We start from the raw sequence: 25,328 nt of genomic DNA, 5'->3' as shown, positions 1-25,328 counted from the left end.
GCGCTACCAGTCGGAATATCCCGCATGGCCCTGGTAACTGCCGCCATAAGGGAGTTGGGACGGCGCCGGGAGCTCCCACACGACATCCTCCGAGAGGCAAGCGAGCGCCGTTTCGAGGTCCCCGCTTCCGAACGCCTTGCCGAGCCGGGCGACCGTCGCTTCATTGGTGTCGACGCTCATTGCTGGTCTCCTGTGAACTCGAAGCACGGGCCGGCATTGCCGCCGTTCGGCAGCGGGATGCGCACCAGCGCGAGTGCGCCGTCGCGCAAGGTGAACATCTGCACGACGCCCGGGATGAGCTGGTCCGGCTTCCCGTTGACGCCGGCATCGAGCATCCGCAGCAGATCGGTGTAGATGGCGCTGAACTGCGCGCCCGCGTCGCGTACCGAGCCTTCGGGAAGCCTCGCTATCGACGGGTTCGGCATCATGTCCCAGACGGCGTCGCCGCCATAATCCACCTCGAAAGTGGCCCCGGTGGGGCCGCTCTGCGGCGTGTCGCCGGCCACATAGCATCGGCCCAGCTTGATCTGGTTGAAGCGGTAATAATGAGCGAGCTCGCGCTGTTCGCCGAAAACGACATCGTCGCCGTCGAAAATCTCGCGGTCATAGCCTTCGCCCTGGTCCACGATCGTCTTGAGCGCCTTCAGGGCGCTGTCGAGGTCGCTGACTGGGAACGCCTCTCCGCCGCTGTTGTAATAATAATTGCGAGTGATCTGGAAGCCGTCGTCGGGGACGAAGATGGTCTTCGCATCCTCCTGCGCTCTTGCCTCGAGGCCCTTCAGCCCGTCCTCTATCGCCTGGTAGAAGTCGCCGATGGAATCGTAGATCTCGCCGCGCCTCAGCATGTCGGCGAGCTGCCCCGGCTCGACGGGTACGTGCCTGGTCGCCGCAGCCTCCAGCATCGTGCCGAGCAGTTTCGGCATTGCCGGCTGCGCGGGCTTCTCGATGGCCAGGAAGGTATCGATCGCCTCCTCCGAGAATTTGAGAAGGTTGATCTCCAGCTTGCCGCCCGTGCCGAGCGGCAGGGTCGCCGGATAGGCCGGGACGAACCTGGGAAAGGCCACGGAAGGGGAGCCGCCGACCGCGTTCAGCACATTGGCTGCGAGGACGAAGTGGAGCATCTCCTCGACGACCACCGTCCGGATGATCTCGGCCGCCTTTTCGTTCTTGCCGCTACGGATCGTGTAGAGGCCGCACAGATAGGGCGGGATGGTGGAATGCTCCAGCTCAACGGCCGCCTGAAGGTGCGCCCGCAGCTCCTCGATAGTCTGGATATATCTGGGCAGATCGCGATCGCTCATGCCGCACCTCCGTTCAGCGCGAGGCCGATCTTTTCTGCGGCCCGGAAGGTGAGCGCCGCCATCGTCAGCGTCGGGTTCGAGGTTCCCTCCGACGGCATGTTGCCGCAGCCCACCAGCCAGAGATTGTCATGGTCCCAGACCTTCTGGTCGCGATCCACGACCGAGCGGCTACGCTCCGTGCCCATCACGTGGCCGCCGATATAATGGCCGGCGCCCTGCCAGGTATAGCCGACGCCTTGCCACTCGAAATGACCCGGATCGGTATCGAGGTAGAGGCTGTGGTCCTCGATGTTCAGCTTGGCGAAGAGCTGCTCACACGTCCGCCGCGCCTCCGCGATCCCGGCCTTGGTGTAGTCGGGAAGGTCGAAATTGATCACCGGACGGAAATTGTCGATGCGGTCGCGATAGGCGTCCGCGATGGTGATGCGGTTCGCCGGGTCGGCCGGCACTTCCATCAGGAAACCGAAGCGGACCTGGCGTTGCGCGTGGTCGAACAGGGACTTGCGGAGCGCCTTGCCGAACAGGCGCTTCCCGTGGAGCAGGTCCTCGACCGTGCTGTAGGGGGCGTTCGCGGCCCAGTTCCAGCCCCAATCGTCGATCTCCATGCGGAAGGCGGCGCGGCGACTGCGGAAATCCCCGCCGCGGACGCTCTCGACCCCTGCCGTGGATCCCGGTCCGCGAAAGGTGCCGAGCACCTGGTCGATCAGCCCCCAGTTGAGGAGGACGGGGTGGTCCATCAGGTAGCGACCGGTGGCATCGGTGCCGATCCCGGAGGCAAGCAGCAACTTGACGTTCTCGACGACGTGAGACGCGAGGACGAAGATCGTGCCGTAGGCGGAGCGGACGTCGTATGCATTGGACGCAGGATCCGCATAGGTCTTGTAGACCACCTCGGTCACGCGCCCGGCCCCGTCCAGCTTGAGCTGCGACGCCACGGCCTGGGTCAGGACGTCGACATTGCCCGTATCGACGGCCGCGCTCAGCGTCTTGAGCGCGTTGTACTTGGCCTGGACCGGGCAGATGGGCACGCAGGAGGAATTCCCCTGGCAGCGTTGGCCGAGTTCCGGATTGCCGACCGCTCCGACGGGGGTGTAGCCGCCCGCATAATCCTTGTTCGGCATCCCGTTGCGGCCCTGGGGCGTGCTCGTCACCCGGATCGGATAGGGGCGGCCGTCATAGTCGATCGTGCAATTGCCGAGCCCCTTGGCGAAGACCTGGTCGCTGTGGCTCATCGGGATGCGGTGCATCGGATAGACGTAATCCGCTCCGAAATAGTCGTCGCCGAGGCCAAGCATCCGCGCGAGCTCGGCCTGATCCTCGACCTCGGCCGCCACGCCGATCTCGCGCTCGGCCATTTCGTAATAAGGCTTGAGGTCGCGATAGGAGATCGGCCAGTCGAGGCCCACGCCGTAACGGCTGCGCATCTCGAAATCCTCAGGGAGCATTCTGAGGCACGTCCCCAGCCAGTGCAAAGTCGTTCCGCCGCCCTGCCGGGGATAGTCGCTCTTGAACGGCTGGGGCCCTTGCTGGACCAGATAGCCGCGGCTGTCCGCGACGGGGTCGGTCGAGATGATGTCCAGCACGTCGGGCTGCGGCGCATTGCCGTTGGCGGGATAGGGTGCGTTCGTCGCCTTCGCATTCGCGCGGTAGTAGGTGTCGAGATTGCTGCGATAGCCTTCATATTCGAAGGCCTGGTCGGTGCCGGCCTCGAGAATGAGGACCTTGCGTCCCTGGCGGGCGAGTTGCTTGGCGAGGATTGATCCGGATATTCCGGCCCCGACGATGACGACGTCGTAGCTGTTGGCGCTCACGTCCGCCGCTACCTGATGGCGCATGCTGCTTCCCTTTATTTTCAGGCGGCGGAGGGGGGCGGGAGCGCCCAGGCGCCGTATCCCTGCGCCTTAGCGGCGATGGGATGGCTTCGGATCGCCTTCCACATCAGACCTTCGATATAGGTTTCCGCCGAGACGACCTGCGTGTCGAACGGCGGCACGTAATACCAGCTGCCCGTATACCAGAGCATGACGATCCGCTCCGCGGCGGCGCGAAGCTCAGGCTCGTCAAAGATGCGCTCGGCGATCTCGCGCTCCCGCTGCCCCTGCGGGCAGCGGTTTTCTATGTCGCTCCAGACGCGGAACAAGGTCGCCACGGTATCGGGCCCGATATTCTTCGTGACCTGCTCTACGTAGATATTTCCGACGCCCGTTCCGTCGAGTTCAACCCGATCAAAGCCGGTCAGCTCACACGACAAGGCGTAGAACGCCTCGATCCCCTTTTCGTCCATTGCCTACCCCACGGTTCCAACAATACAGATCAGGTAGAGGAAGCAATTGCAAGCCAGTATCTACAATGCATCGGAAACGGACGAATTAACTAAAATTATTGTCGGGTTTCCCCTGACCGGATCCGGCTCTTAGCCCACGGCCGAGATGGCAACGAAGCATTTCAGGATGCGTCCATCTTCGCCGGTGAACCGGCGGCCCCTTCAGCAGGTCTGCCCCGTCGCCCTCGGATCGAGACGACCAGCGTTGTTCGCGTTCATCTCAGTGAACCACAGGAGGCCGTCGGGCGCCCGCGCGATCCGGTGCATGACGGTGCGGACCGTCGCGACCGGGAAGCAGGTGAAGTCCTCGGGCCGCAGCCCGCCGGGATCCGACCTCGCGATGCGCGCGGATATTCGTACGAGCCTGTCCCTGGCGCCCGGCTCGGGATGGGCGTGATCGACATATTGCTGGACCCAGAGGTTGCCGTCGCGGTCGAAGGCGAGAGCGGCAAGGAGGAGCGGCGGCCGACCGGACGGCGTCGGCAGGATGAATTCGGCGATCTTGCCGCTCGCCTCGACCCGGCCCACCTTGCCGCCGGCTTCCTCGCTGAACCACATCCTCCCGTCCGGCCCTTCCTCGACGGCGATCGGCCTGCTGTTCGGCGTCGGGATCCCGTATTCGACGATATCCCCCTGGAGCGCAGCGCCGCGATCTCCCCGCCTGCCTGGCGGCGCGACCGAGATTGCGGCGATTGCGTTGCCGGCAAGTTCGGTCACCCACATGGTCTCGCGCGGCGTCGCTCCCGGAGCCACGATCGGATCCGGGCCGGGACGGATGTAGATTGGTACGCTGCCGATCGTCGGCAATTGGTAGGTCGCGACGGTGCCGTCGGCGGCGATCCGCGATACGGTTCCGGTGGCCTTTCCGGTGAACCAGGCCGTGCGGCCGTCGCGTGCGAGGCCAAGGCCGTGGGGGTGGGGGTTGAGCGGGACGGCGCAGCCCGGGCACGCGATCCGGACATCGATGTCGCGCACCTTCCGGCCGTCCCCAGAAAAAGCGACGACGCGGCCGGTGAATTCGAGCGTGACCCAGAGCAGCCCGTCAGCATCGAAAGCCAAGCCATGCGGTCCGCTCCCGAGCGGAAGGCGCTGGTAGACGATCCGATCGTCGGCGCCAATGCGGGCGAGGCCTCCATAGTTCTGCCCGGACACGACGACCTCCGGCCGGGCGCCGGTTACGAAGGCGATCTCATGTGTCGAACCCGCCTGCTCGCCCATGGTCGCCCCCATGCCGTCGCCGAAGGCGTGCGAAGGCGGGTGGCCCGTCATGCGCGGTAGCCTGGCCCAGTCGAGCTGAATCTCCTCGATGCCCTGAGGCGGTGCTGCGGCCGCTGCGGCGGCGAGGCCCATGCATGCGAGCGCCAGGAATTTCGTCGCCTTAGTGCCCATGGCGCTGCCCCCTCGTCCTTTCCTCACGTATCGCCGGCGCCCGACGTCTGCGCCGTCACCGCCACCAGCCGCGCCGGATCCCGCAGCCTGTCGCTCAGCCGCGGTTCTCCGCCTGCTGGAGCAGTTCGAGCGGGATCTTCGGGTCGATCCACTGGATCGGCACTTGCACCGGTGTCTTCTTCCGCAGCGTCCCGACCGTGACACGCGGCCAGGAGAGTCGGTTGAAGTTGAGGAGGATCGTCTGCGAATATTGAAGTTGAAGGAAATCGGGATGTCCGCCGGTGCCCTTCACCGTCTCGATCCAGAAGGTGGCGACGACCTGGACCGCGTCGGCATTCGGGCCGTGCTGGGTGCCCTGCAGGAAAGCGGTGCTGGCGGTGCCGCCGCCCGGAACCCGCGTCGCGGTCGTGGTGACCTCGAGCACCGTGGTGTGCGTGATGGTCTGACCGGCGATCGCAGCCTGGAGCACCGAATTCGGATTGTTGACCATCGCCTGATTGATCCCGTTTATTCCGGGGGCCGGCGTCCGGAAGGGCGTGGATTGGGCGAGGTTCTGCTCCGGAAACGGCGAGTGGCCGCCGGGATTGCCGATCGGGAACGGGTCGATGTTGACCGCCGGGATGGCAGGGGGGCCTGCAATCTCCTTCGCCGTACCCTGCGCCAGGAGCACCGTTCCATGCGGGATCGAGCCCATCCGGACGACCGTCGGCGGCTCGATCGGGTCGCTCGTGGCCGGAACGGTCGCCCAGATGCCCGGCTCGAAATGGAGCCCTTCGTGCAGGTTCGAATCCTGGATCTGCTGGAGGTAGTGGACGCCGAACATGTTGATGTCCTGCTGGAGCGAGCCCCGGTTCGGGATCGCACCGCTGACGGCGTTCGCCTCAAATGTCTCGTCCCTCAGGTTCAGCTCAAGGAAGCGGTCCTGCCCGGGCGTGTGGTTCGGACGCCAGATCGTGTTGAAGCCATGGCCGATCCACGCCCCCGGCAGCGCCGCCAACGGCCCCAGCGGGTTCGGGATTTGCGGGAACGGGAAGTGCGCGACGCTCTTGAGGTCGAGCTTCGGTCGAAACGAGAAATCCGGTTTGAGATCCATGGCCCCCATCCTTCCATGATCGAGTGTAGACGATGCTCAAATATTACGATCGTCCGCTCAAACCTGCCGCGTTGGAATCGCACTCCGCCCTTTGGCGCCTCTTCGATGCTCGGGGCTCCTGTCGCCAGGACCACAGAGCTCTTCATGGGCCCGCCTTGCCGCGTTCAATGCGCTGCCCGGCCTTTTGTCTGCTCCCCTGTACGGTGTCTGACAAGCACGTAAGGCTCATTACTCAACATAGCAGCTGGATTTGGGAGCGCTGGAGGAGTCGCCTGCGGAGGCGGCGGAACCCGCCTGACGCGGGCGGGCGCTAGAGGCGCTTTCGTTGGCCGGTGCCTCGACGAAGAAGCCCCAGTGGATCCAGCGGGCCCGCGTTTCCGGGGCTCCGTCCCACGCTTGCGCAGCGTGTTCAGGGGAGAGTTCGAGAGCCGCCGCCACGGCTGCAAGCCCGCCGGCGATCCAGCCGTCACGCTGCATCGCGTCGAGGAACAGGAACTCCGGTTCGGTGAGGGCGATCGTGCGGATCGCGTAATCGGTCCGAACCAGCGCCACGAAGACGGCTCCTTGAACGGGAGCCGGGGGCGCCTCGCCGCGGCGTACCGCGTGGTAGTAGGCAGCGACGTTGAAGTCGAAGCGCGCGACGATGAAGGCCGGCTGGAGGCGCAGGGTCTCGGCGGGGGCGCCTGGGCGGGCGAGGGCTTTGCCCTCGGCTCCGGGGGCATCGAACAGTTCGAAGAGCCGGCGCTCGAAGCGCGCGAGGTCGATCATGAAGTCGATCCAGACTTCCCGCGCCTCCACCGGTTCGGCGCCGTCGGGGCGTTGCTCTTCGAGGAAGACGGTGAAGCGGCGCCCGAGATCGTGGAGCGTGTATCTCTCCGGCGGGTGCAGGCGCACATATTCGGCGGCGAAATCGTTGAAGAGCCGCTCCCCCAGAGCGTGGCAGAGCGCGGGGAATTGCGCCCGCATCGCCGCCGCGATTCGCGCGATATAGGCCCGTCGGTACACGGAGAGGCCGGCCGCGGCGGGGAAGGCGGCGGAGCCGGTGAGACGCTCCTGCACCGCATCGGCGGCGGGAGCCTCAGGCGCCAGGATTGCCCCTTGCAGCCACGCCTGGGAAGCTTCGAGAGAGCGAAGAGTGTCCCTCATGCCGCCTCGGCGACGCTGTCCATCGCACGCGGCACGAGGAAAGCGGTGGGGTTGGAGACCCTCTCAGGTCCATCGTCCGCGAGTTCCTGGTCGTCGGTCGCCGCTTCGGCTGCCATATACTGGCGCGCTTTGGCGAGCTCGGCGCAGCAGTCTTGGAACGACGGAATGCGGTCGTCCCATTCGAGCAGGGTCCCCGCCCCGCCGGTGCGCCGCCACGCGCGCCTGAACAGCTCCCACACCGGCGTCGCGACCGGGCTGTCATGGGTGTCCACGATGTGGTTCCCGAGATGCTGGTGGCCGGCGATGTGCATCTGCACCACCCGCTCGAACGGAAAGGCCTTGAGATACGCCGAGGGATCGGTAGCTGCGTTGAAGCAGCTGACGTGGACGTTGTTGACGTCGAGCAGCAGCCCGCACCCGGTCTCCTCCCCAAGACGGCGGAGAAATTCCGGCTCCTCCATTTCCGCATGGGCGAAGCGCACGTAGCTGCTCGGGTTCTCGAGGATGAGCGGCCGTTCGAGGAAATCCTGCACCTGCCGCACGCGTCTCGCGACATGGACGAGAGACTCCTCGGTGAGGGGCAAAGGCAGCAGATCGTGGGAGTTGAGGCCGAGCATCCCCGTCCAGCAGAGGTGGTCGCTGATCCATGCCGGCTTCACCTCGTCGGCGAGTTGCTTCAGCCGCGCGAGATACGCGAAGTCGAGCGGATCCGTGCTGCCGATGGACAGCGAAACACCGTGGAGGACAACCGGATATTGCTCTGCGACGGCGGTCAGGACGGCGCGGGGCCGGCCGTGCGAATCCATAAAATTCTCGGAGATCGCTTCGAACCAGTCGATCTCTGGGCGCTCGCGCAGGATCGTGTCGAAATGGACGCTGCGCAGGCCTAGCCCCAGACCTAGGTGCGGCAGTGCCGCGAGGGCAGGCTCAGGAGCAGCCACCGGCGCCGCTCAATCCGCTGGCGCCGCACGCCGTCATGTTGCTGCGCACCGCATTGTCGTCGCTGATCCACAGGTAAGTGGGGCCGGTACCCGCGAAGGGTGCCGGCGGGCGACCGAGCGTCTCGGGGAGCGGCTGGTCGGCACCCACGCGAGGGGCTCCCAGCAGAACGTTCTCGCCGGCCTGGTTTGCGAGCAATCCCTCGCGCACTTCGGGCCAGACTTCCCGCTCGAAGACTTCGCGGGCGCGTACCCACACGCTCTTGCCCTGGTTCGGCCCGTTGGTGCTGAACCGTTCGGCGTTGATCGGGACGGCGCAGGAGCCGAGCGACTGGCAGCTGTTGCGCCCAGGATTGTCGAGTTCCTCGGCGGTGCCGTAGAGGCCGCAGCCGCCCTGGTTCATGCAGTGATTCTGGACATGGCAGGTATGCGCGAAGGCGGTCGCGCAATAGCCTTGGCCGGCGCAGGCATTCGGCTCGCCCGTGTCGGAGCTGCCCTCGGTGCCGAAGCGATCGGAGCCGCGGCAGCTGTTGAGGCCCATGCAGGCATGGAGCGGCAGGCCCGGAGGCTGCGCCCCGATCGCCTTCACGAAGTGCGGAGCGTCGCCATAAGGATAAGGTCGGGGCGTCGGCACCCCAGGTGCGGGCAATGGAGCCGCAGGCGCGGATACTTGCTCGCTGCCGCGCATGCGGAGGGTGCGGCGGAGGACGGCGGGAGTGTTGGCATGCTTGCCGGGCAATTCGCTCATGGATGCCTCCAATAGGGGCCGACGTCGACGAGGGGGCGGCTGCCGGTTTCGACCGTCGCCGGCTGTCCGGTGGCGACGGCGATATACCAGATGACGTCCGTGTAGACCCCGGCAAGGCCATCGCCCACGGGAAGCTGTGCCGAAAGCGCCTGCGCGGCCGTCACCGCCGCGGCCCCGATCTGCGTCAGCGTCGCGAACGAGATTTCCTGCGCGCCGAGTTCGATATTCTCGAAGAGCGGCGCCATGAATGTTCCGTCCCCGAGCGGAATCTCGCGTATCGTCCTGATATATTTGTCCATCACCCAGATCATCGAGCGGTGCAGGCCTTCGTTGAAGAACAGTTTCTGGCCTTCCGGCGGAACGCGGTAGATCGTCTCGATCATGATCAGCATGTACTGGAACAAGGCGCTGCTGAAATCGGCGATCGGCCGGTACGCTTCCGGATAGGAGGCGCTCGTCGGGTTGTCGGCGAAGGCGACGACCAACTTCGCCTCGTCCAGCGCGGCCTGCGTGATGACCGGGAGCTGCTGCCGCGGCGCCGGCGGCTCGTCGGAGAGCCGCTCTCTGACCTTATCATAACCCGCGAACTGCGCCTGCAGCCACAGGAACTTCACATAATGCGATTGCTCGCCTTTCGACGGATCGTCGTATGAGCCCGCGCCGAGATTGGGGACCGCGTAGCCTTCGCCCTGGTCGCAGATCGTGTCGATCGCGTCGGCTGCGTCCTCCACCGAGCGGATGCACAGAAGCTCGGAGCGGCCGGCATGGCTATCGGCTGTATTCGTGAAGCGCGCCGCGTCGGCCGCACTCGCATACCCGTCGCTCCACGCCGGCGCCGGCGTTGGCGGCGCAGGCTTCCAGGGGTCGAACTTGCCGGTGGGGTAGAGGGAGTCGACGTTGTTCGGCGAGTAATTGTATGGCTGGATCGCCGCCGCCGCCGCGCCGCGCTGGAAATCGGCGTCGGTCAGCCACTTGGTCCGCATCAGGCAGCGGACGTACGAATAGAGCTGGCCGATAGTGTCCCAGTCGCTCACCTGCGGCGGCGCGTCCAGGACCTCCGGATACTCGATCTGGAGGAAGTGCCAGAGCTGGTCGAAGGTCAACCGTGCCAGAGGGATGAGTTCCGACGTGTCGCCATTGGGACCCGGCGGTCCCGCGCGCTTGTGACCGGGAAGCAGCGCCGGGTAGCTGGCGGGGGCGTTGCCGTAGAGTTGTGGCGCCTGGCCCATGGCGAACAGCACGTTCGCCGACAGCGACATGTGCAGCATTTCCTCGACGGCGACGCTCATGATGACGCCGCCAGCCTTGTTCGCGAAGGCCTGTGCCGGATCGATGGCCTCCCCGCTCGCGCCGTCGCGCACGATCGAATAGTAAGTGAACAGGTAGATGGGGATCGTCGCCAGCTCGACCTCGACGGCCAACTGCAGTCCGTTCTTGAGGTCTGTCAGCACCTCATCGCGGGTCTTGGTTGCGTTGAGCTCGGCGACAAACTTGCGCTCGGCCGGCGTCAGCCGGGTCGTCGGGTCATGCTTCGCCAGGCGGTGGCGCCGCGCGTCTGCCGCGATCATCGGCCGCTCGCGGAGGTCGGCCCGCTGGACACCTTAGTCAGCGTGTTGGTGGTGATGTGCGGGAAGATGATGTTCGTCGGCTCGCTGGCGCCGGGCAGAGTGATCGGGATCTGGAGCAGGATCGTCTGCGAATATTGCAATTGCGTGAAGTTCCCGCCGCCCGTGTCCTCAAGCCAGTAGGTGGCGTAATATTCGGTGACGTCGGCCTTCTGTTGCTCATAGCCGATGTTGGCGACCGCTCCGCCGCCCGACATTGAGGAGACGTCGAGCTGGATGAACTGGCTGATCTCGCTCAGTGCGAGCGCCTCGCTGAGAGGCAGGTTCGGATTCAGCGCATAAGCCGGATTGAGGTTCTGGACGCTGTTCTGCGCCCGGTAGATGTCCGTGTTGATGCCGGTGGGCAGCACCTGCGGCGGCGGCCCGATCTTCGGCGCGCCGGACTGGGTGATCGGCGAGCCCGTGCCGTCGAGGGCGACGTTACCGCAGGCCAGCACCGAGTTCCCGTGAGGCACGGAGATCTGCTTGAAGATATTGTACTGTAGGGGAGGCGGCGCAGACCCAAACGTTGCCGTGCCGGCGGAGGTGCCGTCGCCATCGCCATAAGGACCCAGCGCCTGCGCCATCGGCGAAAGGAAGCCCCAGATCCCATTTTCGAAATGGACCAACGTGTCCTCGGCAGGGCCGTTCGAGACATAGACACGCTGCTCGTAGAGAATGGCGTTGGAGATCTGGCTGCCCGTCCCGCCGCGGTTCGCCGCCGGACCGTGAATGGCCGAGAAGGTTATCTCCTCGTAATAGGACATGCTCTTGAGGATGTAGCCGTAGGGGGACTCGTTCGGGTCCTTGGGGTCCGCCGTCGGCGACTGCGGCAGCGTCATCAGATTGTAGGAAAAGGGGTTCTCCGGGCCGCCGCGCATCGACTCGCCGATGTTTGCGTTCGTCCAGGTGCCAAGCAGGTGCGCCAGCGGCCCCACCGCGAGATTTGCCGGCGGATTGGCCTGCGCGGGCTCGTTGATCAGAGGCTTGCTGAGGTCCGGCCCGACGATTGGTGCCGACGTATTGACGATTTGTCCCTGCTGGCCCCCGGTGACGCGGACGTGATGCGGTGTAGATGTCGTAACCATTTCGAGTTCCCCTTACTCTCATGCGTCTCGCCGGCGCCCCACGCGCGACTTAGAGGCGATACTGTTCCAGAAGATCTGACCCTTTATACGATGAATACATTCTCCAGTTTTGTAAGCAAGCGCCCATTCCAAGGGCAGTACAAAAATTTGCGCTTTGACGCTGATAACGCGGCGTTTTCTGAATCAGCGATCGAGAAGATACATCACAGATATCCGCGAAGACGCACTGGACTACAAGTAAACTTCCGGGGGATTACATGATTTCCGCGGAGAATCCGCGAGCACCCTCCGCAGCGCGAGGAAGGCCGCCCCCCGGGGTTCAGGCGCGGTTGTCGGTAGGCGCTTGTCCCCTTTAGACATGTAGAGCCGCATTCGTTCGAAACGCGCCACTGGAATGGATCAAAACTTAAACTAATCTCCCGCAACACAACCGGGGAAACCGTCGATGGGGCCTGATCCGCAGTTTGATCCGCAACAGATGGATGAGTCGAGCGCCACTCCGAGCCAGGGCGCAGACGCGATGCTATCTGCGCCGCCAGACCCGGCGCAGGGCCATATGGACCCCACCTTGGTTTGCTCGATCATTGGCGCCCGGCGATTGCGCGATCATTTTTTTCGCGCAGACCTGTTCGCCGATCCCGCATGGGACATGCTCCTCGACCTATACGCCGCGCGGCTGGAGGGGGTGCAGGTGGCGGTAGCCAGCTTGTGCATCGCCGCCGCGGTTGCGCCCACTACGGCGCTTCGGTGGATCAAGGCCCTGTGCGATCAGGGCCTCTTCGTCCGCGTCGCCGACCCTGAGGACGGCCGGCGCGTGTTCATCGAGCTTTCGGATCATGCCGCGAGCGCGCTCGGCGCATACCTAACGGCGCTCGGCCGCATTTCGGAGAATGCCGATTTAGCCATCGGCCCCGCGAGTGATGGCGAAGCCGGAGCGCGAGCGTAAGTGGCGAGCCGCTCCACTTAGACAGCGCTGTCGGCACGCCGGTGCACCACGGAGAAATAGGCGCTCACCCGATCGAACGCGTCGTCCGTCATCGTCACGAGAATACGCCGGGTATCGACTGGGTCGGAGGCTCTAACGACCAGGCCTCGGGAGCAGAGGACGGTGATCCAGCGCAGTGCGGTTGTTGGAGGAACGGCAGCGGCGGCGCACAGGCTGGACACGGAAAGGCGTCGCTCTTCGAGGCGGGCCGCATACAGGTCCAGCAGCATGTCCCAAGCGGGATCCGCGAACAGGTCATCATCAAAGTGATTGTCGCGCTCCCGCCGCCCGCGGATCACCTGCCTGACAAAGGTCGCATCGACCGGCGGAGATGGCGCCGGCGGCAGCATAGAGTCGGCGAGCCGCCTCAGGTCCAGGCTCATCGAGATCAACTTCGCCGGATCGACCCCTGACACCGGTCCGCCAGTGCTCATGCGCTCCCCCTTTTCCCGAGCCAACTGTAAGCCCTCCACCATAGTGGAGCAAGATCGTCTCCGGAATGGAGGTGCCTTACTCGTAACGGCTCGATCTTGCCGCGGGCGCCGCCGGTCGGCACACTGCCGCCGATGTGCAACCGCTATCGAATGTCTGAGAAGGAGCGCGCGGTCGCCGAGCACTTTGGTGTGATCGTCCCTCCCGACCTGGCTTGGCCGCAGCCGGAGCTATTCCCGAACAGAGAGGGGCTGGTCGTGCCGCGGGTCGAGACCGGCGAGGAAATGCTCGATCGCATGGTGTGGGGCTTCCCGCCGCCGGCCGCGCGCCGGTGACGAACGTCCGCAATCTCTCCAGCCCGTTCTGGCGCGGCGCGCTGAAACGCCCGAACCGGCGCTGCCTCGTGCCGGTGACAGACTTCTGCGAATGGAGCGGCGAGAAGGGCTCCAAGCGGGAGCACTGGTTCAGCGTGCACCAGGCGCCGATCTTCGCCTTCGCCGGCGTGTGGAGGCCGCTCGACGACCGCCGCCGCGCCTACGCCTTCCTCACCTGTGCGCCCAACCCGCTGGTGGCCACGATCCATCCCAAGGCAATGCCGGTTATGCTCCTGCGCGACGATTACGAGCCCTGGCTCGACGGCGAGGTGGAGAGCCCCTGCGCGCTTGCCCAGCCCTTCCCCTCCCAACTCATGAGGGTCGCCTGATGCGGTCTCTGGGGGGGCCTCTTTGGCTTCAGCAGATTGCCGCAGCGATGACTCGGCATCCGCTGGAGCAGTGGCTCATCGTCGCTCTCGCTTTGGCCATGGGCCTAGGCGGCGCCGTCATCATGCGTCGTAAGGGTCGCAGCGGCTTGTCCGGATTCGTTCTCGGCTTGCTGCTCGGCCCCATCGGGCTCGTTGTGACGAAGGCGATGAGAGCTGACGGGGCTGCTTCCTCGCCTCGTAGGTGAACGCGCTCATGCGTCTCGGAACGCCGGGACCTCGTGGTGCCCGGGAGAGGAAGTTGGGTAGGTTTAGCCTGAGGTAGGGGGGCGGACTCGATGACGAAACTGAGCAGATTGCGCTAGCCATCTTCGACAAGCTGATCGGCGGCGGTGGCACGACACGGTGGGGGGATGCAGCCGTCCGTCGACGTCGGGCAATTGCACGTCGGCACCGCCGGGCCGATCCGCCGTCTACACCCGGAGAACCGGCTCGACCGCCTCGAGGTGCGCCCGCGCTGAGACGGCGCCGCCCAACGTGCTCCGCCACTCGGCGTCGCTGCGCCACGGAAAATGCTGCGCTTCGCGACTCTTCAGGCGGTCGATCACGTCGAACTCGTCGAACGTAAGATGGTTTTCGGACCAGCCCGGGCATTTCCCGCCGGCGAGCAGCGCAACGATGGGAGACGGCGGGTCCGGGTGGAGGATGGCGGAGCCCGGCGGCGCAACCGCCGCGAGCTTCCTCGACCATGTCGAGGCCTGGCCGACATGAGCCGGCACAACAAGCTGGGCGCCTCTCTTGACGAGGACGGGCTTTCCCGAGCCATCCACGGCGGGCAAGGTGCGCGTCGCCAGCGCCTGCACGACAAACTTCGTGAGGCGCTCGCTCTGAGCAACATGCGCGAACAGCTCGAGCGCGGCCGCGCTGCGGCGCTTGAGGAGGAAACCCGTGAGACAGGCGGCAGCGAGACCGTCGCACGCTTCCACCACCTTCCCGTTCCACGCCTGCGACTGCGCGGCGAGGTCGTACCGCTCGGTGTCGGAGACGAACGGCCCGGAATAATGAAACCCCATTCCGGTCCGCGCCTCCGCGGCCTGCTCCGGATAGGAGACGGGGTAGCGCAGCCGTCCGGTCTCGTTGCGCAGCCGGCCCTGGCGGTCCGTTCCCCACGCGACCTCGAGGACGATGCCGTCCTTGGCGAACAATCGCTTCCCGCCCACGGCGAAGGACGCGGACTGGAAGAAGCGCGGCTTCGTCTCGAATCCGGCAGGGGACCAGACGGAGAGAACCGCCTGTTCGCGCTCGACGAGGCTGTCGCCCACCGGCCCCAACTCGCGGCATTCACGGAAGAAAGTGACGAGGCGCCCCTCCCGGCGCGGGCGCCCGCAAGAGAAAGTGAAGGTGCGGCACCCGAGCTCGTGATGCGAGAGGGCAAGCGTATATTGCTCCAGCACGCCGGGTTGCACGATTCCGAGAAGCCGCTTGGGAAGCGAACGGACCGCCTCTTCGTAGATAGCCCTGACTGCGTGGTCGTCGGCCGCGGCGAACCTCAGCGATTCGCCATGCGGCGCCACGAACGCCCGGCGCCGGTAGCGAACCTGGATTTGGGTGCCGGTTGGAGGCGCTACCGGATCAGGGCGCGGCGGCACACGCACGCCCGGGAAGGCGGGCTTCGCGGGGCCATTGCGGAACAGCGTCTGGAGGATCTGCTTGCCGGCGGAGCGAACGAGGATGCTGTCGCCAAGGGTGAAGCACGCCTTCAGACCGTGGTTCTTGACGCCGAACAGGCCCACCTTCGCCTTGACCTCGTGGCCGGCGCCCTTGAGCTTGCGAAGCCGCGCCCACCCGTCCCCGTCGATAGGGTCGCCGGCTCCCGTGCAGATCATGCCCTCCGGCTCGAAGCGTATCTCGGTACGCGGGGATTTCGCGTCGAGATCGTTGACGATCAGCTCGACCAGCGGGTCGTCGCCCTGAAGGCCAGCGAGGAATTGCCAGAATTCCGGCGCCTGGTCGGTTTCGAGGACGTACTCTTCCTCGACCTCCTCTCCCGCAACCGCCGCGCCGTCCAACATCATCGCCTGCACTCTTCCCGACAAAGATGCCGGAGGCTTTGGCCCCCTCCCGCGGGAAAGCAAGGGAACAGTTCAGGCCAAGAGAAAACCGCCGACAGCGCCAAGCCGGCGCCCTTCCGCGGAGAGGAGCAACCAACGACGCCGATCGCGGGCAAGCATGGCCAAAGCAGCCGCCGAGGGCGCCCGGGCGCGGCTCTGGACGCGTGCGGGCGGGCGCCTATACGACACCGCTCGCGCACGAGGAGGAACGGCTTTGATACCGGAGAAGAAGATCTACAGCACCGACAAGAGCCGCTACACGCAGAAGACGGTCCGAAAGCGCCTCGAGGCGCTCTTCCTCTAGAATCTCGGGCTGGTCGTGACGCGGGACCAGATTCTCGCCGCCGCGCGACCAGAGCGGTTCGGGCAGGACTTCACCGATCGCCGCGGTCATCGCGTCACTGGATTAGATCGGCTACGCCGGGCCGCTATCTTCAGGATTCGCGCTGCGGGACAGCGAAGTCGATCCCCCGGTTCTGCAAAGGGATGTTCACCCACTAGGAGGGCGCGGGCGATAGGACCCGGAAGAGACCATAATCCTTGAGCCTGCCGATCGAGCTTTCACCGGTGTTGCTTTTACCTCACAGTCTGCCGGTAATGGCGGATGTCCACTCCCTCAGACGGCAGGTCGAAGGACGCCACAGCTCGGGCGGGGCAGCTGCTCAAGACGCTCCTAAGACGACTGGCTTGCTAGATCGTGCGCTTGGGCCCATCTTGTTGTCCGTATAATTAGGATGGGGAGGTCAACATGTTTCGCATTTCATCACGGGTCCTGGTCTCGTTAGCCGCCTTGAGCCTCTTGCCGGTAGGTTTCTCAGGTGAGGCGCGACCTGTTGAAGGGAAGGTAAGCAAAATGGCGCCCCCTTTGAACAAATTCTGCTATCCGGCCATGGCGGGCATCGGCTCCTCGTCCGACTTTTCGAACGCACAAGCCAAGGCGGTCCAAGATTGGAGAAATCGGGTTTTGAATACCACCACGTACGGTCCCGCCTATGCCAACTGGGCAACAGCGGGCCATGCAGGCATTAGCTGCAAACAGCCTCCTCAAGGTGGGACTCTTACCTGTACAGCTTTAGGTGAGCCCTGCCTCCATTAATGCAGCTGCGGACACTCTGCAAGATCAGGCGGCCTCTGAGGTACGTCGACGCGAGCAGAAGCTATCCCAGGCGCCCACCACCACGTCTTTTGCGCTGTCGGTTTGCTCCGCCGGCATAGGGATATTCGTCGACCCGCCCGACATGCTCGAACAGCCCGTCCGCGACGATAGCGCTTCCCGCCTCCGCCAGCGGGGTTCTCTTCGCGTAGAAGACGAGGGAGCGCTCCGGCACAAGCTGCGTGGCGAAGCCCTCGAGCATCGCGCGCTGGTTGTCCGCGTCCTGCACCCAGGCGGTGTTGGCGGTGAAATGGGGAAAGGGCTCTCAGCAGGCGCTATCGGAGCACTTCACCTGGGCCCTCAAGGGCCCGCGGCTCATGCTCTGGGCCTGCCTTCCGGTGATGCTAGCGGCAGATGGAATGCTGCAACCAGTCAATCTGCGACATTGATAGCTTCGCAACGGACTGCATGCTGATCGAAAAATTGATGGAAGTCTTCGCGGCTGCCGCCGAAGAAGCTGACGTCGACCGGCAGATCATTCGTCACCCTTCGCCGCAGATACGCCGGATCCTCCTTGCTAGCTTCGGTGAACTGCCAGAACGTCCAGTCTGTCCACGGCGCGAAATCCGCGTCGTCGGGGAAGAGTAGGCCGCGGATGAAATTTTTGCAGATCGAAATGCCGCTTTTCTTTTCGTTCTGGCATTTTCGGAACAGCGAGAGCTTTGTGTAATAGGTCGACAGCCACAGCGGAGCCGATGCCACCTGACCAGCGGCGGCGCGGTCCGCCGCAATTACGTCGGGATCGGTGTAGACAAGCGGGGGCTGCCCGGTGGCGGTCACGATTGCGCGCACAAAGTCGGCGAGGATGGCGCCACCTGCCGGCGCAATGGTCTTGTGGTGAAGCGACGCACGTTCCCAATCCACCGCAAGCAAGATCGTGTCGCCGGCGCGACAAGATCGTTTGACCCGACGCAGGAACTCCGCCGCCTGCTCAGCTCCAGGGTGTGTCGGGTACAGCGCATGATATGCACCCATCATCATTCCCTTCGATGCGCGGAGCAGCGCGAGATTCTTGTCGAAGGCTGTGTCAGGGTCTCCGATCCCCACTGTGGCCCGGGCGACCACGAGCTCAATGTTGCGCCGCCTTGCATTCTTGAGGACGGCCGCGAGATCGTTCGCTTGAGACACGTCGATCATCACCTGCGAAAGATCGTTGGGCGCCGCCTTAGCGGAGCACGATGCGCCAACGAGGATGGTTGCTAGTATGAACGCAACTTTGCTCCGACCCATGACCTTATCCTTCGCGCAAATATGAGCGGTGTGGGTGGTTACGTTCTACAACAGAGGCCTTCGACGTTTTAGCATCTCCGCGAACCTCGATTTTGGATTTCGCTAGATATGAAATTCGGACTGGGCCTTATTCGACGCGAGCTGATTGGCCGGATAAGCCGGGCGGCGGAATGTAAACGAGCGGCTGCTTACGGGCTAGTCAAGAGCTTCTTGGTGGAAAAGCGCGCGATCCCGCAGCCGAGCCTCCCGATCGAGCCAAACCGGATGCCCCAACCTGCTTGGGCTTCAGCGGGCGCTTCGCGCCCACCTTGTGTCCCGCGTTCCACGCGGTGCGATACTCCTGGCAAGGATTGTAGATCGAGTGTCCCATTGTGCTTCTCCTAAGGCCGGGCTGGCCGTGAGGAGAACCCGCGTGTCTTTATGAGGAGGTCTGGCCGGGCCCGGACCCTCCCTTTCGGGTAGGCGCGAGTGGGAAAGCGGACGTTCGGGCGACTAGACATCTGCGCCAGCCGCCGCCTTGCCCAAGCCAGCCGAGCTATCGGCACTATTTTCGCCGCTGCTGATCCCCGGCTTGCGCAAGCTCGGCTGGGCCAAGGAGCACGACGGCAAGATTGACTGGCTGCCCTCCGTGAGCGACGGCGAATATAACCATTCCTACTACTCGCTGCGCGGGTCTGGCGGGTGTTCGACCGCGTAAGTCCGGATCTGGCGCTCAGCCCGTGGGTGAACGGCGGCAGCTTCACGCGTGACTATCCCTTCTCGGTCGCGCCGTGAGAAGCTGTCGATCACGGACGTGTTCGCGCTCTACCGCGATCACTACGAGGGAACGGAATTCGACCTCACCAAAGGCGTCGCAGCGGGGCCGTACGGCGATCCCAATCGCTTCGTCGGGCCCTACGACGGCGCGCAGAACAACATCTCGGATGAGAAGCTGTTCGGCGCCTGGGAGCGCGCAATCTCCATCTTTTGCCAAGGTTATATCACCGTTTCGCAAGCGCGGCTGGACGCGCCCGCGTCAACCAGCGGGGTATGTTGGTTCGGCCCCGACGTCGCCTACACCACCTGCTTCGCACCCTTTCCGAGTAAGGTCCTGAACCTCCCGGCCGCCTACCAAACGGGGATCCGCAGGTCTTCAGCCGAACATCGGCATGGTGGGCGTTCGATTTCGTCGCCAACTGGGCGCGGCTCAACTATCAGCGAATGTGCACAGCCGACATCGCGCCCCTCCAGCGGAGGCTCGAGGCTGCCGGAATCGCGGCATTGGCTGAATGGGACGCGCGGGCAGCCGATGGCGATTTGACGCTCTTGACCGCGGACTGCGCTCGGCACGCCGAGCGGGTCGCGAGCGAGTGGTGGGCGATGGCCGATCGGCTGATCGCCAAATATTCCGATGGATACGTGAACCCCCCGGAATCCCTGCCGCAGAATGCCGCGGCGGTCCCGATCGGATATCCCTCGGCGTGGCTGGGTCTGACGAACTATCGCCAAGGGCCGACGACCTACGATATGCGATTCGGGGACGGGTCAGGGCGGCGTCGCCTCCGGTCGACCCTCTGGCAGCTTCGACGCTGGGCGAACGCCACCTAGTTTCGCTCTCGGACCACGGAATGGAAAGTGACCCAGGCCGCCTCTACCGCCACGCTCATGCGCGGGTGGCACGGTTTTGAACGATGGAGCGGCCGAAGGGAAACGGATGTAGCGTAGTGTAATTGCTTTTCGCTCGCTCCTCTCTGTCCCCCAGTGTTTCCATTTCGACCAATGCGCACATTCCGCTGTTCGCCGCCCTGTGTCCCGGCGCGAACGACTGGGAGTGGCGCTTAGCGGCCATTGTGCACCAGCTCGCTCGAGTGCGCCAGCTCGGACTGACGGCTTGCATGAGCTGGTACAAAACGGTAGTACAAACCCTCATTAATGGCCAAAAAGTTGTAGCGGCTAAACTGTTGATTTTAAATAGCTAATTGCCAAAAGTGGCTCCTCCCGTAGGGGTCACCAAGCCGCTGAATAGCCTCGGCCGGCACGGCGGCAAGCCTTCAGGAATAGCGCGTGCCGATAGCGCCACATCGGTGCCCCGTCGCAGGCGCGACCACGGTGCGCGAATGCGGACAGGCCGCCCTGCAGCGCCATCCGCACCGCCATCGCGCGGCTGGCGGTGACATATTCCTTCATCACCGCGTCGAGCAGGCCGATCGCCTGGGTGATGCCGGAGACGTAGGAGGTGCTGGACAGGCTCGCCTGGCCCGAAAAATTGACCGAGTAGGAGATGATGCCGGTGCCGTTGTCGATCGAGGCGGAGAGCATCTGCGGCTCGAAGGCGATGCTGCTCATCTCCAGCGCGAAGTTGAACTCGGCCGGGGTCAGCAACTCGATCCGGTAGGCGCTGTCGTCGGTGGCGTTGACCTGCTGCTGCAGCGCGGTGAAATCCACGGCGTAGTTGCGCAGGTTGAACGCGCGCGCATTGCCCTGCTTGGCCTGGAGCGCCAGCGCCCGGTCGAGATTGCGCGCCCAGACGTAGAAAGTGCCGTCCTGGTCGGTGATCTGGACGGTGTAATCGGCGACGCTGCCGTTGACGATGTCGATGCCGATATTCTGGACCGGGATGTTGGCTAGCGCATTGTAGCCGAGCGCCTCGGTCCGCCATTCGGTACCGGCGGCATGGCCCTGGGCAAGGACGTCGCTCAGCGTCGGATGGGCGATCGCACTGCCGTTCGCGTCGAGGATCGCCGTGCCGCTGGCGAGGCGCCAGCTGCCGTCCGCCTGCTGGACGCCGTGGTCGAGCACCATGGCGCGGCCGTCGACGACCTGCACGAGATAGGGGGCACCGGTGCGGGCGTGGAGCGCAGCGCCGCGCGAGGTCGGCGACCACATCTGCTCGAGCTGCCAGTGCGCGCCGGCCGTCGTGGCCTGCGCCAGCACCTGCTCCATCGTCGGACGCGCGACGGCATTGCCGCCGGCGTCGAGCACCGCATGGTGCGACGCCAGCGTCCAATAGCCGCCGGCGGCATCCTCGACATAGACCGCGCGGTCGACCAGCGTCTTGCCGTCGGCCGAGACCAGCACCGGGGCCAGCTCGCGGGTCAGCGGCTGCGCCTCCCCCCACTGGCCGAGCACGTCCCCGGCCTGCGCCACGAGCGTGCGCAGGTCCGGCGTCGTCATCTGCGCGGCGCGCGCCGTGACGAGGGCGGCGAAGTCGGGATCGTTGGCCGTCGCGACGGCGAGGTTGGTGAGCGCGCCGAACCCCTTGATGTCGATCGCCGGCGCCCAGGCCGGATGGCCGCTCTCGCCGCGATAGGCCGTATCGGTCTCGTCGGTCTGGAACAAAGCCTGGTAGATGGCGCCGCTGCTGCCGTCGGAGCGGGTGAAGCCGGCGACCGCGGAAAGCGCCGTCCCGTCCCCGGTCGTCGCGTCGAGCGGGATCGCGTTCAGCGACAGCGAGACGATGCCGAGGTCGGCGAGCGTATGCAGCTCGCCGGCGTCGGTAACTCCGTCGCCGTTCGCGTCGACCCACACCTGCAGCTGCGGGAACGCCGCATCGAGCGCGTTGATGACGCGGTCGTGGTTGCCGTCATAGGCGGCAAGGTCGGCAAAGCCCGATCCCGAGGCCACGCCGAACATCTCGGTGCCGTCGTCGATCCGGCCGTTGCCGTTGCGGTCGAGGACGAGGAAGCCCTCCTGGCGCTGCAGCCAGCCGGTCCGCTCGGCGAACAGATCGTTGCCGAAGTCGAAATGGACGTTGCTGCCGGCGAGCCCCGCCGTCTCGAGGCCCAGGCCGGTGAGATCGAGGACCAAAGGATCGTTCGCCGCCGTCCACTTGAGCGCGCTGCTGTATTTGCGCGCATAATAAGAGGCGGTCAGCGCCTCGTCGACGAGCGGCGCGTTCACGCCGCCGGCCGCGGTCGCGTAGAAGGGATCGAGCGCCGCCCAGAAGGCAAGGCCGATGGTGCGCGGATCCGTCTTCTTGAAGGTCAGCCCGAGCTTGCCGGGCTTCAGCGCCGCCAAGTTCGCGCCGCCGATCGCGACCGGCAGGTTGTTCGCCGCCGCGTCCTTCGGCGAGACGAAGTCCTCGATCGACATCGTGCCGAGGTAGCGCTTCAGCGTCTGGTCCAGACCGGACTCGTCGTCGCCGGTCAGCGCCTCGAAGGCGTCGACGAAGGCGGTGAGGATATTGCTGACGTGGAGGTCGTAGCCGCCATAGGCGTTGGCGACCATCTTGTAGGTGATGAACGGTAGGATATCGTCGGTGTAGACGGTCTGGCTCGCTTTGGTCCGCCCCTGGGCCAGCGCCAGCGCCCCGGTGGCGAGGCCGCCGGTCAGCCCGGAGAAGATCGTTCCGACCATGCCGCCGGTATCGTTGCCGCCGATCAGCGGGATGCCGAAGAAGAACAGCCGGTCGTGATATTGCGGGTCCTTGATCGTGGTGCCGCCGGACCAGATGAAATAATCGGCGTTGCTCGAATCGTCAGCGATGTAGTTGATCTTCGCAGTGCTTATTCCGTTGGGGTGTTCCTCCATCGTGACGTAGTAGCGTTGATCGTAATGTCCGTTGGCCTCGCTCAGATCCAGCTCGGAATTGTATACGTCTCCCCAGATCTCGCCGCCGACCGAGGTGTTATAGATACGGTCCTGCCCGAGGCCGCCGATCGTCTTGGCGTTCCGGTCGCCGCTGGCGACGACCACGTCGTTGCCCGCGCCCGCGTCCATGAAGTCGGCGCCGCCGTGGCCGACGAGGATGTCGCCGCCCTCGGTGCCGGTGACATGCTCGTTCCCCGTCGTGCCGACGAAGATGTCGACGTCGATGCCGGTCGTGGTGGCATAATTGCGCGACGCGATCGTATAGGCGCCGCCGGACGTGCCGGTCGCCAGATCGAAGCGGTTGATGACGCTCGCGTCCTTGGCGCCCCACATCTTCTGCGCGAGATCGTCGGCAGATTTGAAGCCGAGGGCTCTGATCGCGTCGGGAAAGGCGCTGCCGGCGGCGTCCTTGAAGAATGCGTCGCGGAATTGCACCCCTTCGATGGGCGTAACGGCCTTGCCGAGCAAGGTCGTCCACATGTTTCCGGAAAGGTCGACCGACAGCACGCCGCTCCCGCCGCCGGCCCCTGCGCCGTAAGCCAGCATGCCTTGCCGCACGTCGTTCCCGCCCGTTCCGGACTTCATCGCCTGGCTGATGTTACCCAGCGCGAGCGCGCCCGCATATTGCACCAGCATATCGGCCAGCATCTGGCTGACCTTTTTCGTCGTCGCCAGTCCAAGGAAAGTGCCGCCGTCGGGCTCGCTGTCGTTGAGGAAGCCGGATCCGTTCGCGGCGGTCAGCGCCTGACCCAGATCGCCGGCATCGCTGAACATCGACCAGATGGCGGTATCGCCGAACGGCCGCTCCCCCTCACCGACGGGAAGAGCGGAATACGCGATCGCGGTTCGCAGCGTGTTGTCCGCCGATCCGAGCGGCGCCTTCGTTCGCGCCTGAGCGTCCGGCAAAGCCGCGGCGACGCCCGCATCGAAATAGGCGCCCCAGAGCTGTTGCGCAGCCGGCACCCACTTCTCGTCGCCGTAGGCCCGGTTCCACAACAGGGAGGTCAGCAATGCCATCGAGTGGAACTTGCTGAACACGTCGAGCGGGTTGAGCGTGAGGTAGTTCGAATGGAGCGCGTCCTTTTGGACCTGCCCCTCCAGTATCGCCGTCTGAGTCCCTAGGGTCACGCCATAGGCGGCGATGATCGGGCCGAGACCGGGAACGCCTGCGAGAAGCCCGCCTACGATTCCTTGAAAATCGCCTGCTCGCACCGGCTGCAGGAATTCGCCTTCCGTAAAATAACCTCTTACGTCGCTGATGTGAGCGGTGACTCCAATCTCACCGGCACGATTGAGCGCAGCCAGCGCGAACGGCATATTGTCGAAGACGACCGCCTGCGTTCCGGCGACCGCGCCCACGTATCCGGCCAATCCGCCGCCGAGCGAATGCCCAACCAGAGTGACGTTGCTTGCCGCTGCGCCTTCCCGCCCGCCGGTCACGTCCGCATAGAACTGGGCGGCGAGCTGCGACTGGTCCGTCGCGGGCTGGTTCGGCGTGAGGCCAAGCGCCATGCCGTAGCCGTGGGTCAGGTCGCTACCACCGGCCCCGCTGTCGGTCTTGTCGAAATTGGTGTCCGTTCCCCGATACGAGATGACGGTCTGGTCACCACTCTGGTACGCGATGGCATAGAACCCGTCGGCATACGCGGAATTCCTCGCCGCGATCGCTTCGTCATTGGTATGACTAGTGATAGTAAAGTTACCGATGTGAGTTCCACTGTCGTCGGAGAGCTTCGTAATGCCAGATCCGTACCCACGATTATAGGAATCGAGAGTAAGTAATGCGTAAATCAGGTCTGCCTGGGGGTTGTTGCTCATCGCCAGATCTCCGTGCTGAAGCTGCCTGGACTCAGCTTGTCAGCTAAATCATTGGTTGAGATTGTGAGGGACGTACTTCCACTCAGGCTCGCCTTCCTTTTAACAAGCTGCATAAACCAAGGAGGCATCCGCTTTTCAATGCCCTTGGTCACTTGGTCTCTGGTGGTCTCGAGCAAGATGCGCTTGACACCGATTGCGTCGGGATCGACCTGTTCCACGCTGGCCGGATCCTTAAGATCGCCGAACCGCACCATCATCGGCCAGTCGTCACGCGTCAGTTCGGCCTTGGCGTTCGCGGAGCGGCCGCCGAGCCGCTTCACGGCGGCTACGAAGGACGCGGCATCAGCGGTATTCACCGCCGGATCGAGCGCCTTGGTGACCTGGGTCGGAAGAAGCTGCTTGGCATCGCCGATGGTCAGCAGCGCGAACACCGGTCCCTGCGGAAAATCGAGAACGACCGCCTCGCCGGCGATGCCGACCCCGCCGGGATGCTCTTCCGGAAGAAGCTTGACGCCCTTCATCGCGTTTACCTGAAGAACCGTAGACGCCGACCTCAACCCGGCGGGCGTCAGGGCGTGGACCGTCATCCGGAAGCGATAGGACGCATTCGTTTCAAAGAGGGCGCAACCGCCGAGCGCCATCGCGCCCACCGTCGCTCCCGCCGCCCCAAGCAGCACGTCCCGCCGCCCGATCACGCGAA

Annotated in this window: 23 protein-coding genes; 6 read left to right on the top strand and 17 right to left on the bottom strand. The window is 64.8% G+C overall.

What is annotated here, in order from left to right; all coding sequences use genetic code 11:
* Positions 1 to 3: 3 nt before the first annotated feature.
* From VGC56_RS10525 to VGC56_RS10475, 11 genes are all read right to left on the bottom strand, one after another.
* Entirely contained in the window at positions 4 to 180 is a 177-nt protein-coding gene (locus VGC56_RS10525; RefSeq protein WP_464124855.1) for a nuclear transport factor 2 family protein, read from the bottom strand.
* Positions 177 to 1,301 (bottom strand): ferritin-like domain-containing protein, encoded by a 1,125-nt coding sequence (locus tag VGC56_RS10520; RefSeq protein ID WP_464124854.1) that lies wholly within the window; start codon positions 1,299 to 1,301, stop codon positions 177 to 179. Before VGC56_RS10520 ends, VGC56_RS10525 begins: the two co-directional genes overlap by 4 nt.
* Positions 1,298 to 3,136, bottom strand: a complete 1,839-nt coding sequence (locus VGC56_RS10515) for a GMC family oxidoreductase (protein WP_464124853.1) — start codon at positions 3,134 to 3,136, stop codon at positions 1,298 to 1,300. The genes VGC56_RS10520 and VGC56_RS10515 overlap by 4 nt, the downstream gene beginning before the upstream one ends.
* A gap of 17 nt (positions 3,137 to 3,153) precedes the next feature.
* A complete protein-coding gene (locus VGC56_RS10510) occupies positions 3,154 to 3,585 on the bottom strand; it encodes a hypothetical protein (protein ID WP_464124852.1) in 432 nt (143 codons plus the stop codon).
* Between the two features lie 201 nt (positions 3,586 to 3,786).
* On the bottom strand, positions 3,787 to 5,013 hold the full coding sequence (locus VGC56_RS10505) for a Vgb family protein (protein WP_464124851.1): 1,227 nt from the start codon (positions 5,011 to 5,013) through the stop codon (positions 3,787 to 3,789).
* A 94-nt stretch (positions 5,014 to 5,107) separates the two neighbouring features.
* Positions 5,108 to 6,106 (bottom strand): heme-binding protein, encoded by a 999-nt coding sequence (locus VGC56_RS10500; protein WP_464124850.1) that lies wholly within the window; start codon positions 6,104 to 6,106, stop codon positions 5,108 to 5,110.
* 228 nt (positions 6,107 to 6,334) lie between these two features.
* Positions 6,335 to 7,252, bottom strand: coding sequence for an HvfC/BufC family peptide modification chaperone (locus tag VGC56_RS10495; protein ID WP_464124849.1), 918 nt, complete (start codon positions 7,250 to 7,252; stop codon positions 6,335 to 6,337).
* The gene (gene bufB, locus VGC56_RS10490; RefSeq protein ID WP_464124848.1) at positions 7,249 to 8,193 is read right to left on the bottom strand and encodes an MNIO family bufferin maturase; all 945 of its coding nucleotides are present in this window, start codon (positions 8,191 to 8,193) and stop codon (positions 7,249 to 7,251) included. Before bufB ends, VGC56_RS10495 begins: the two co-directional genes overlap by 4 nt.
* Positions 8,180 to 8,938, bottom strand: a complete 759-nt coding sequence (locus tag VGC56_RS10485) for a hypothetical protein (RefSeq protein WP_464124847.1) — start codon at positions 8,936 to 8,938, stop codon at positions 8,180 to 8,182. The genes bufB and VGC56_RS10485 overlap by 14 nt, the downstream gene beginning before the upstream one ends.
* A complete protein-coding gene (locus VGC56_RS10480; protein WP_464124846.1) occupies positions 8,935 to 10,506 on the bottom strand; it encodes a ferritin-like domain-containing protein in 1,572 nt (523 codons plus the stop codon). Before VGC56_RS10480 ends, VGC56_RS10485 begins: the two co-directional genes overlap by 4 nt.
* Entirely contained in the window at positions 10,503 to 11,630 is a 1,128-nt protein-coding gene (locus tag VGC56_RS10475) for a heme-binding protein (protein WP_464124845.1), read from the bottom strand. Before VGC56_RS10475 ends, VGC56_RS10480 begins: the two co-directional genes overlap by 4 nt.
* Positions 11,631 to 12,075: 445 nt before the next feature.
* On the opposite strand from VGC56_RS10475, the gene VGC56_RS10470 reads away from it, so the two are divergent.
* Entirely contained in the window at positions 12,076 to 12,576 is a 501-nt protein-coding gene (locus tag VGC56_RS10470) for a winged helix DNA-binding protein (protein ID WP_464124844.1), read from the top strand.
* Positions 12,577 to 12,593: 17 nt separating this feature from the next.
* On the opposite strand, the gene VGC56_RS10465 is transcribed toward VGC56_RS10470, so the two are convergent.
* Positions 12,594 to 13,049, bottom strand: a complete 456-nt coding sequence (locus VGC56_RS10465) for a winged helix DNA-binding protein (RefSeq protein WP_464124843.1) — start codon at positions 13,047 to 13,049, stop codon at positions 12,594 to 12,596.
* Between the two features lie 150 nt (positions 13,050 to 13,199).
* On the opposite strand from VGC56_RS10465, the gene VGC56_RS10460 reads away from it, so the two are divergent.
* Entirely contained in the window at positions 13,200 to 13,382 is a 183-nt protein-coding gene (locus VGC56_RS10460) for a hypothetical protein (RefSeq protein WP_464124842.1), read from the top strand.
* Positions 13,349 to 13,750: an SOS response-associated peptidase family protein gene (locus tag VGC56_RS10455; RefSeq protein ID WP_464124841.1), complete on the top strand. Its 402-nt coding sequence runs from the start codon at positions 13,349 to 13,351 to the stop codon at positions 13,748 to 13,750. The genes VGC56_RS10460 and VGC56_RS10455 overlap by 34 nt, the downstream gene beginning before the upstream one ends.
* A 470-nt stretch (positions 13,751 to 14,220) precedes the next feature.
* Here the strand turns inward: VGC56_RS10455 and VGC56_RS10450 are convergent, their stop codons facing one another.
* Positions 14,221 to 15,822 (bottom strand): hypothetical protein, encoded by a 1,602-nt coding sequence (locus VGC56_RS10450; RefSeq protein ID WP_464124840.1) that lies wholly within the window; start codon positions 15,820 to 15,822, stop codon positions 14,221 to 14,223.
* Between the two features lie 154 nt (positions 15,823 to 15,976).
* On the opposite strand from VGC56_RS10450, the gene VGC56_RS10445 reads away from it, so the two are divergent.
* A complete protein-coding gene (locus VGC56_RS10445) occupies positions 15,977 to 16,162 on the top strand; it encodes a hypothetical protein (RefSeq protein ID WP_464124839.1) in 186 nt (61 codons plus the stop codon).
* A gap of 853 nt (positions 16,163 to 17,015) precedes the next feature.
* On the opposite strand, the gene VGC56_RS10440 is transcribed toward VGC56_RS10445, so the two are convergent.
* Positions 17,016 to 17,240, bottom strand: coding sequence for a hypothetical protein (locus VGC56_RS10440; RefSeq protein ID WP_464124838.1), 225 nt, complete (start codon positions 17,238 to 17,240; stop codon positions 17,016 to 17,018).
* A gap of 143 nt (positions 17,241 to 17,383) precedes the next feature.
* Positions 17,384 to 18,148 (bottom strand): glycoside hydrolase family 25 protein, encoded by a 765-nt coding sequence (locus VGC56_RS10435; RefSeq protein ID WP_464124930.1) that lies wholly within the window; start codon positions 18,146 to 18,148, stop codon positions 17,384 to 17,386.
* A 610-nt stretch (positions 18,149 to 18,758) separates the two neighbouring features.
* On the opposite strand from VGC56_RS10435, the gene VGC56_RS10430 reads away from it, so the two are divergent.
* Both VGC56_RS10430 and VGC56_RS10425 read left to right on the top strand, forming a co-directional pair.
* A complete protein-coding gene (locus VGC56_RS10430; protein ID WP_464124837.1) occupies positions 18,759 to 18,938 on the top strand; it encodes a hypothetical protein in 180 nt (59 codons plus the stop codon).
* A 48-nt stretch (positions 18,939 to 18,986) separates the two neighbouring features.
* On the top strand, positions 18,987 to 19,541 hold the full coding sequence (locus VGC56_RS10425; protein ID WP_464124836.1) for a C69 family dipeptidase: 555 nt from the start codon (positions 18,987 to 18,989) through the stop codon (positions 19,539 to 19,541).
* Positions 19,542 to 20,227: 686 nt separating this feature from the next.
* Here VGC56_RS10425 and VGC56_RS10420 read toward each other — a convergent pair.
* Together VGC56_RS10420 and VGC56_RS10415 are read right to left on the bottom strand one after the other, a co-directional pair.
* Positions 20,228 to 24,628, bottom strand: a complete 4,401-nt coding sequence (locus VGC56_RS10420) for a hypothetical protein (RefSeq protein ID WP_464124835.1) — start codon at positions 24,626 to 24,628, stop codon at positions 20,228 to 20,230.
* On the bottom strand, positions 24,625 to 25,278 hold the full coding sequence (locus tag VGC56_RS10415; protein WP_464124834.1) for a hypothetical protein: 654 nt from the start codon (positions 25,276 to 25,278) through the stop codon (positions 24,625 to 24,627). The genes VGC56_RS10420 and VGC56_RS10415 overlap by 4 nt, the downstream gene beginning before the upstream one ends.
* Positions 25,279 to 25,328 lie beyond the last annotated feature (50 nt).

It is taken from the genome of Allosphingosinicella sp. (genome assembly GCF_036403745.1).
Classification (GTDB): domain Bacteria; phylum Pseudomonadota; class Alphaproteobacteria; order Sphingomonadales; family Sphingomonadaceae; genus Allosphingosinicella.
Note: the sequence above shows the minus strand (reverse complement) of the source record. Positions and strands in the feature narration are given on the sequence as shown.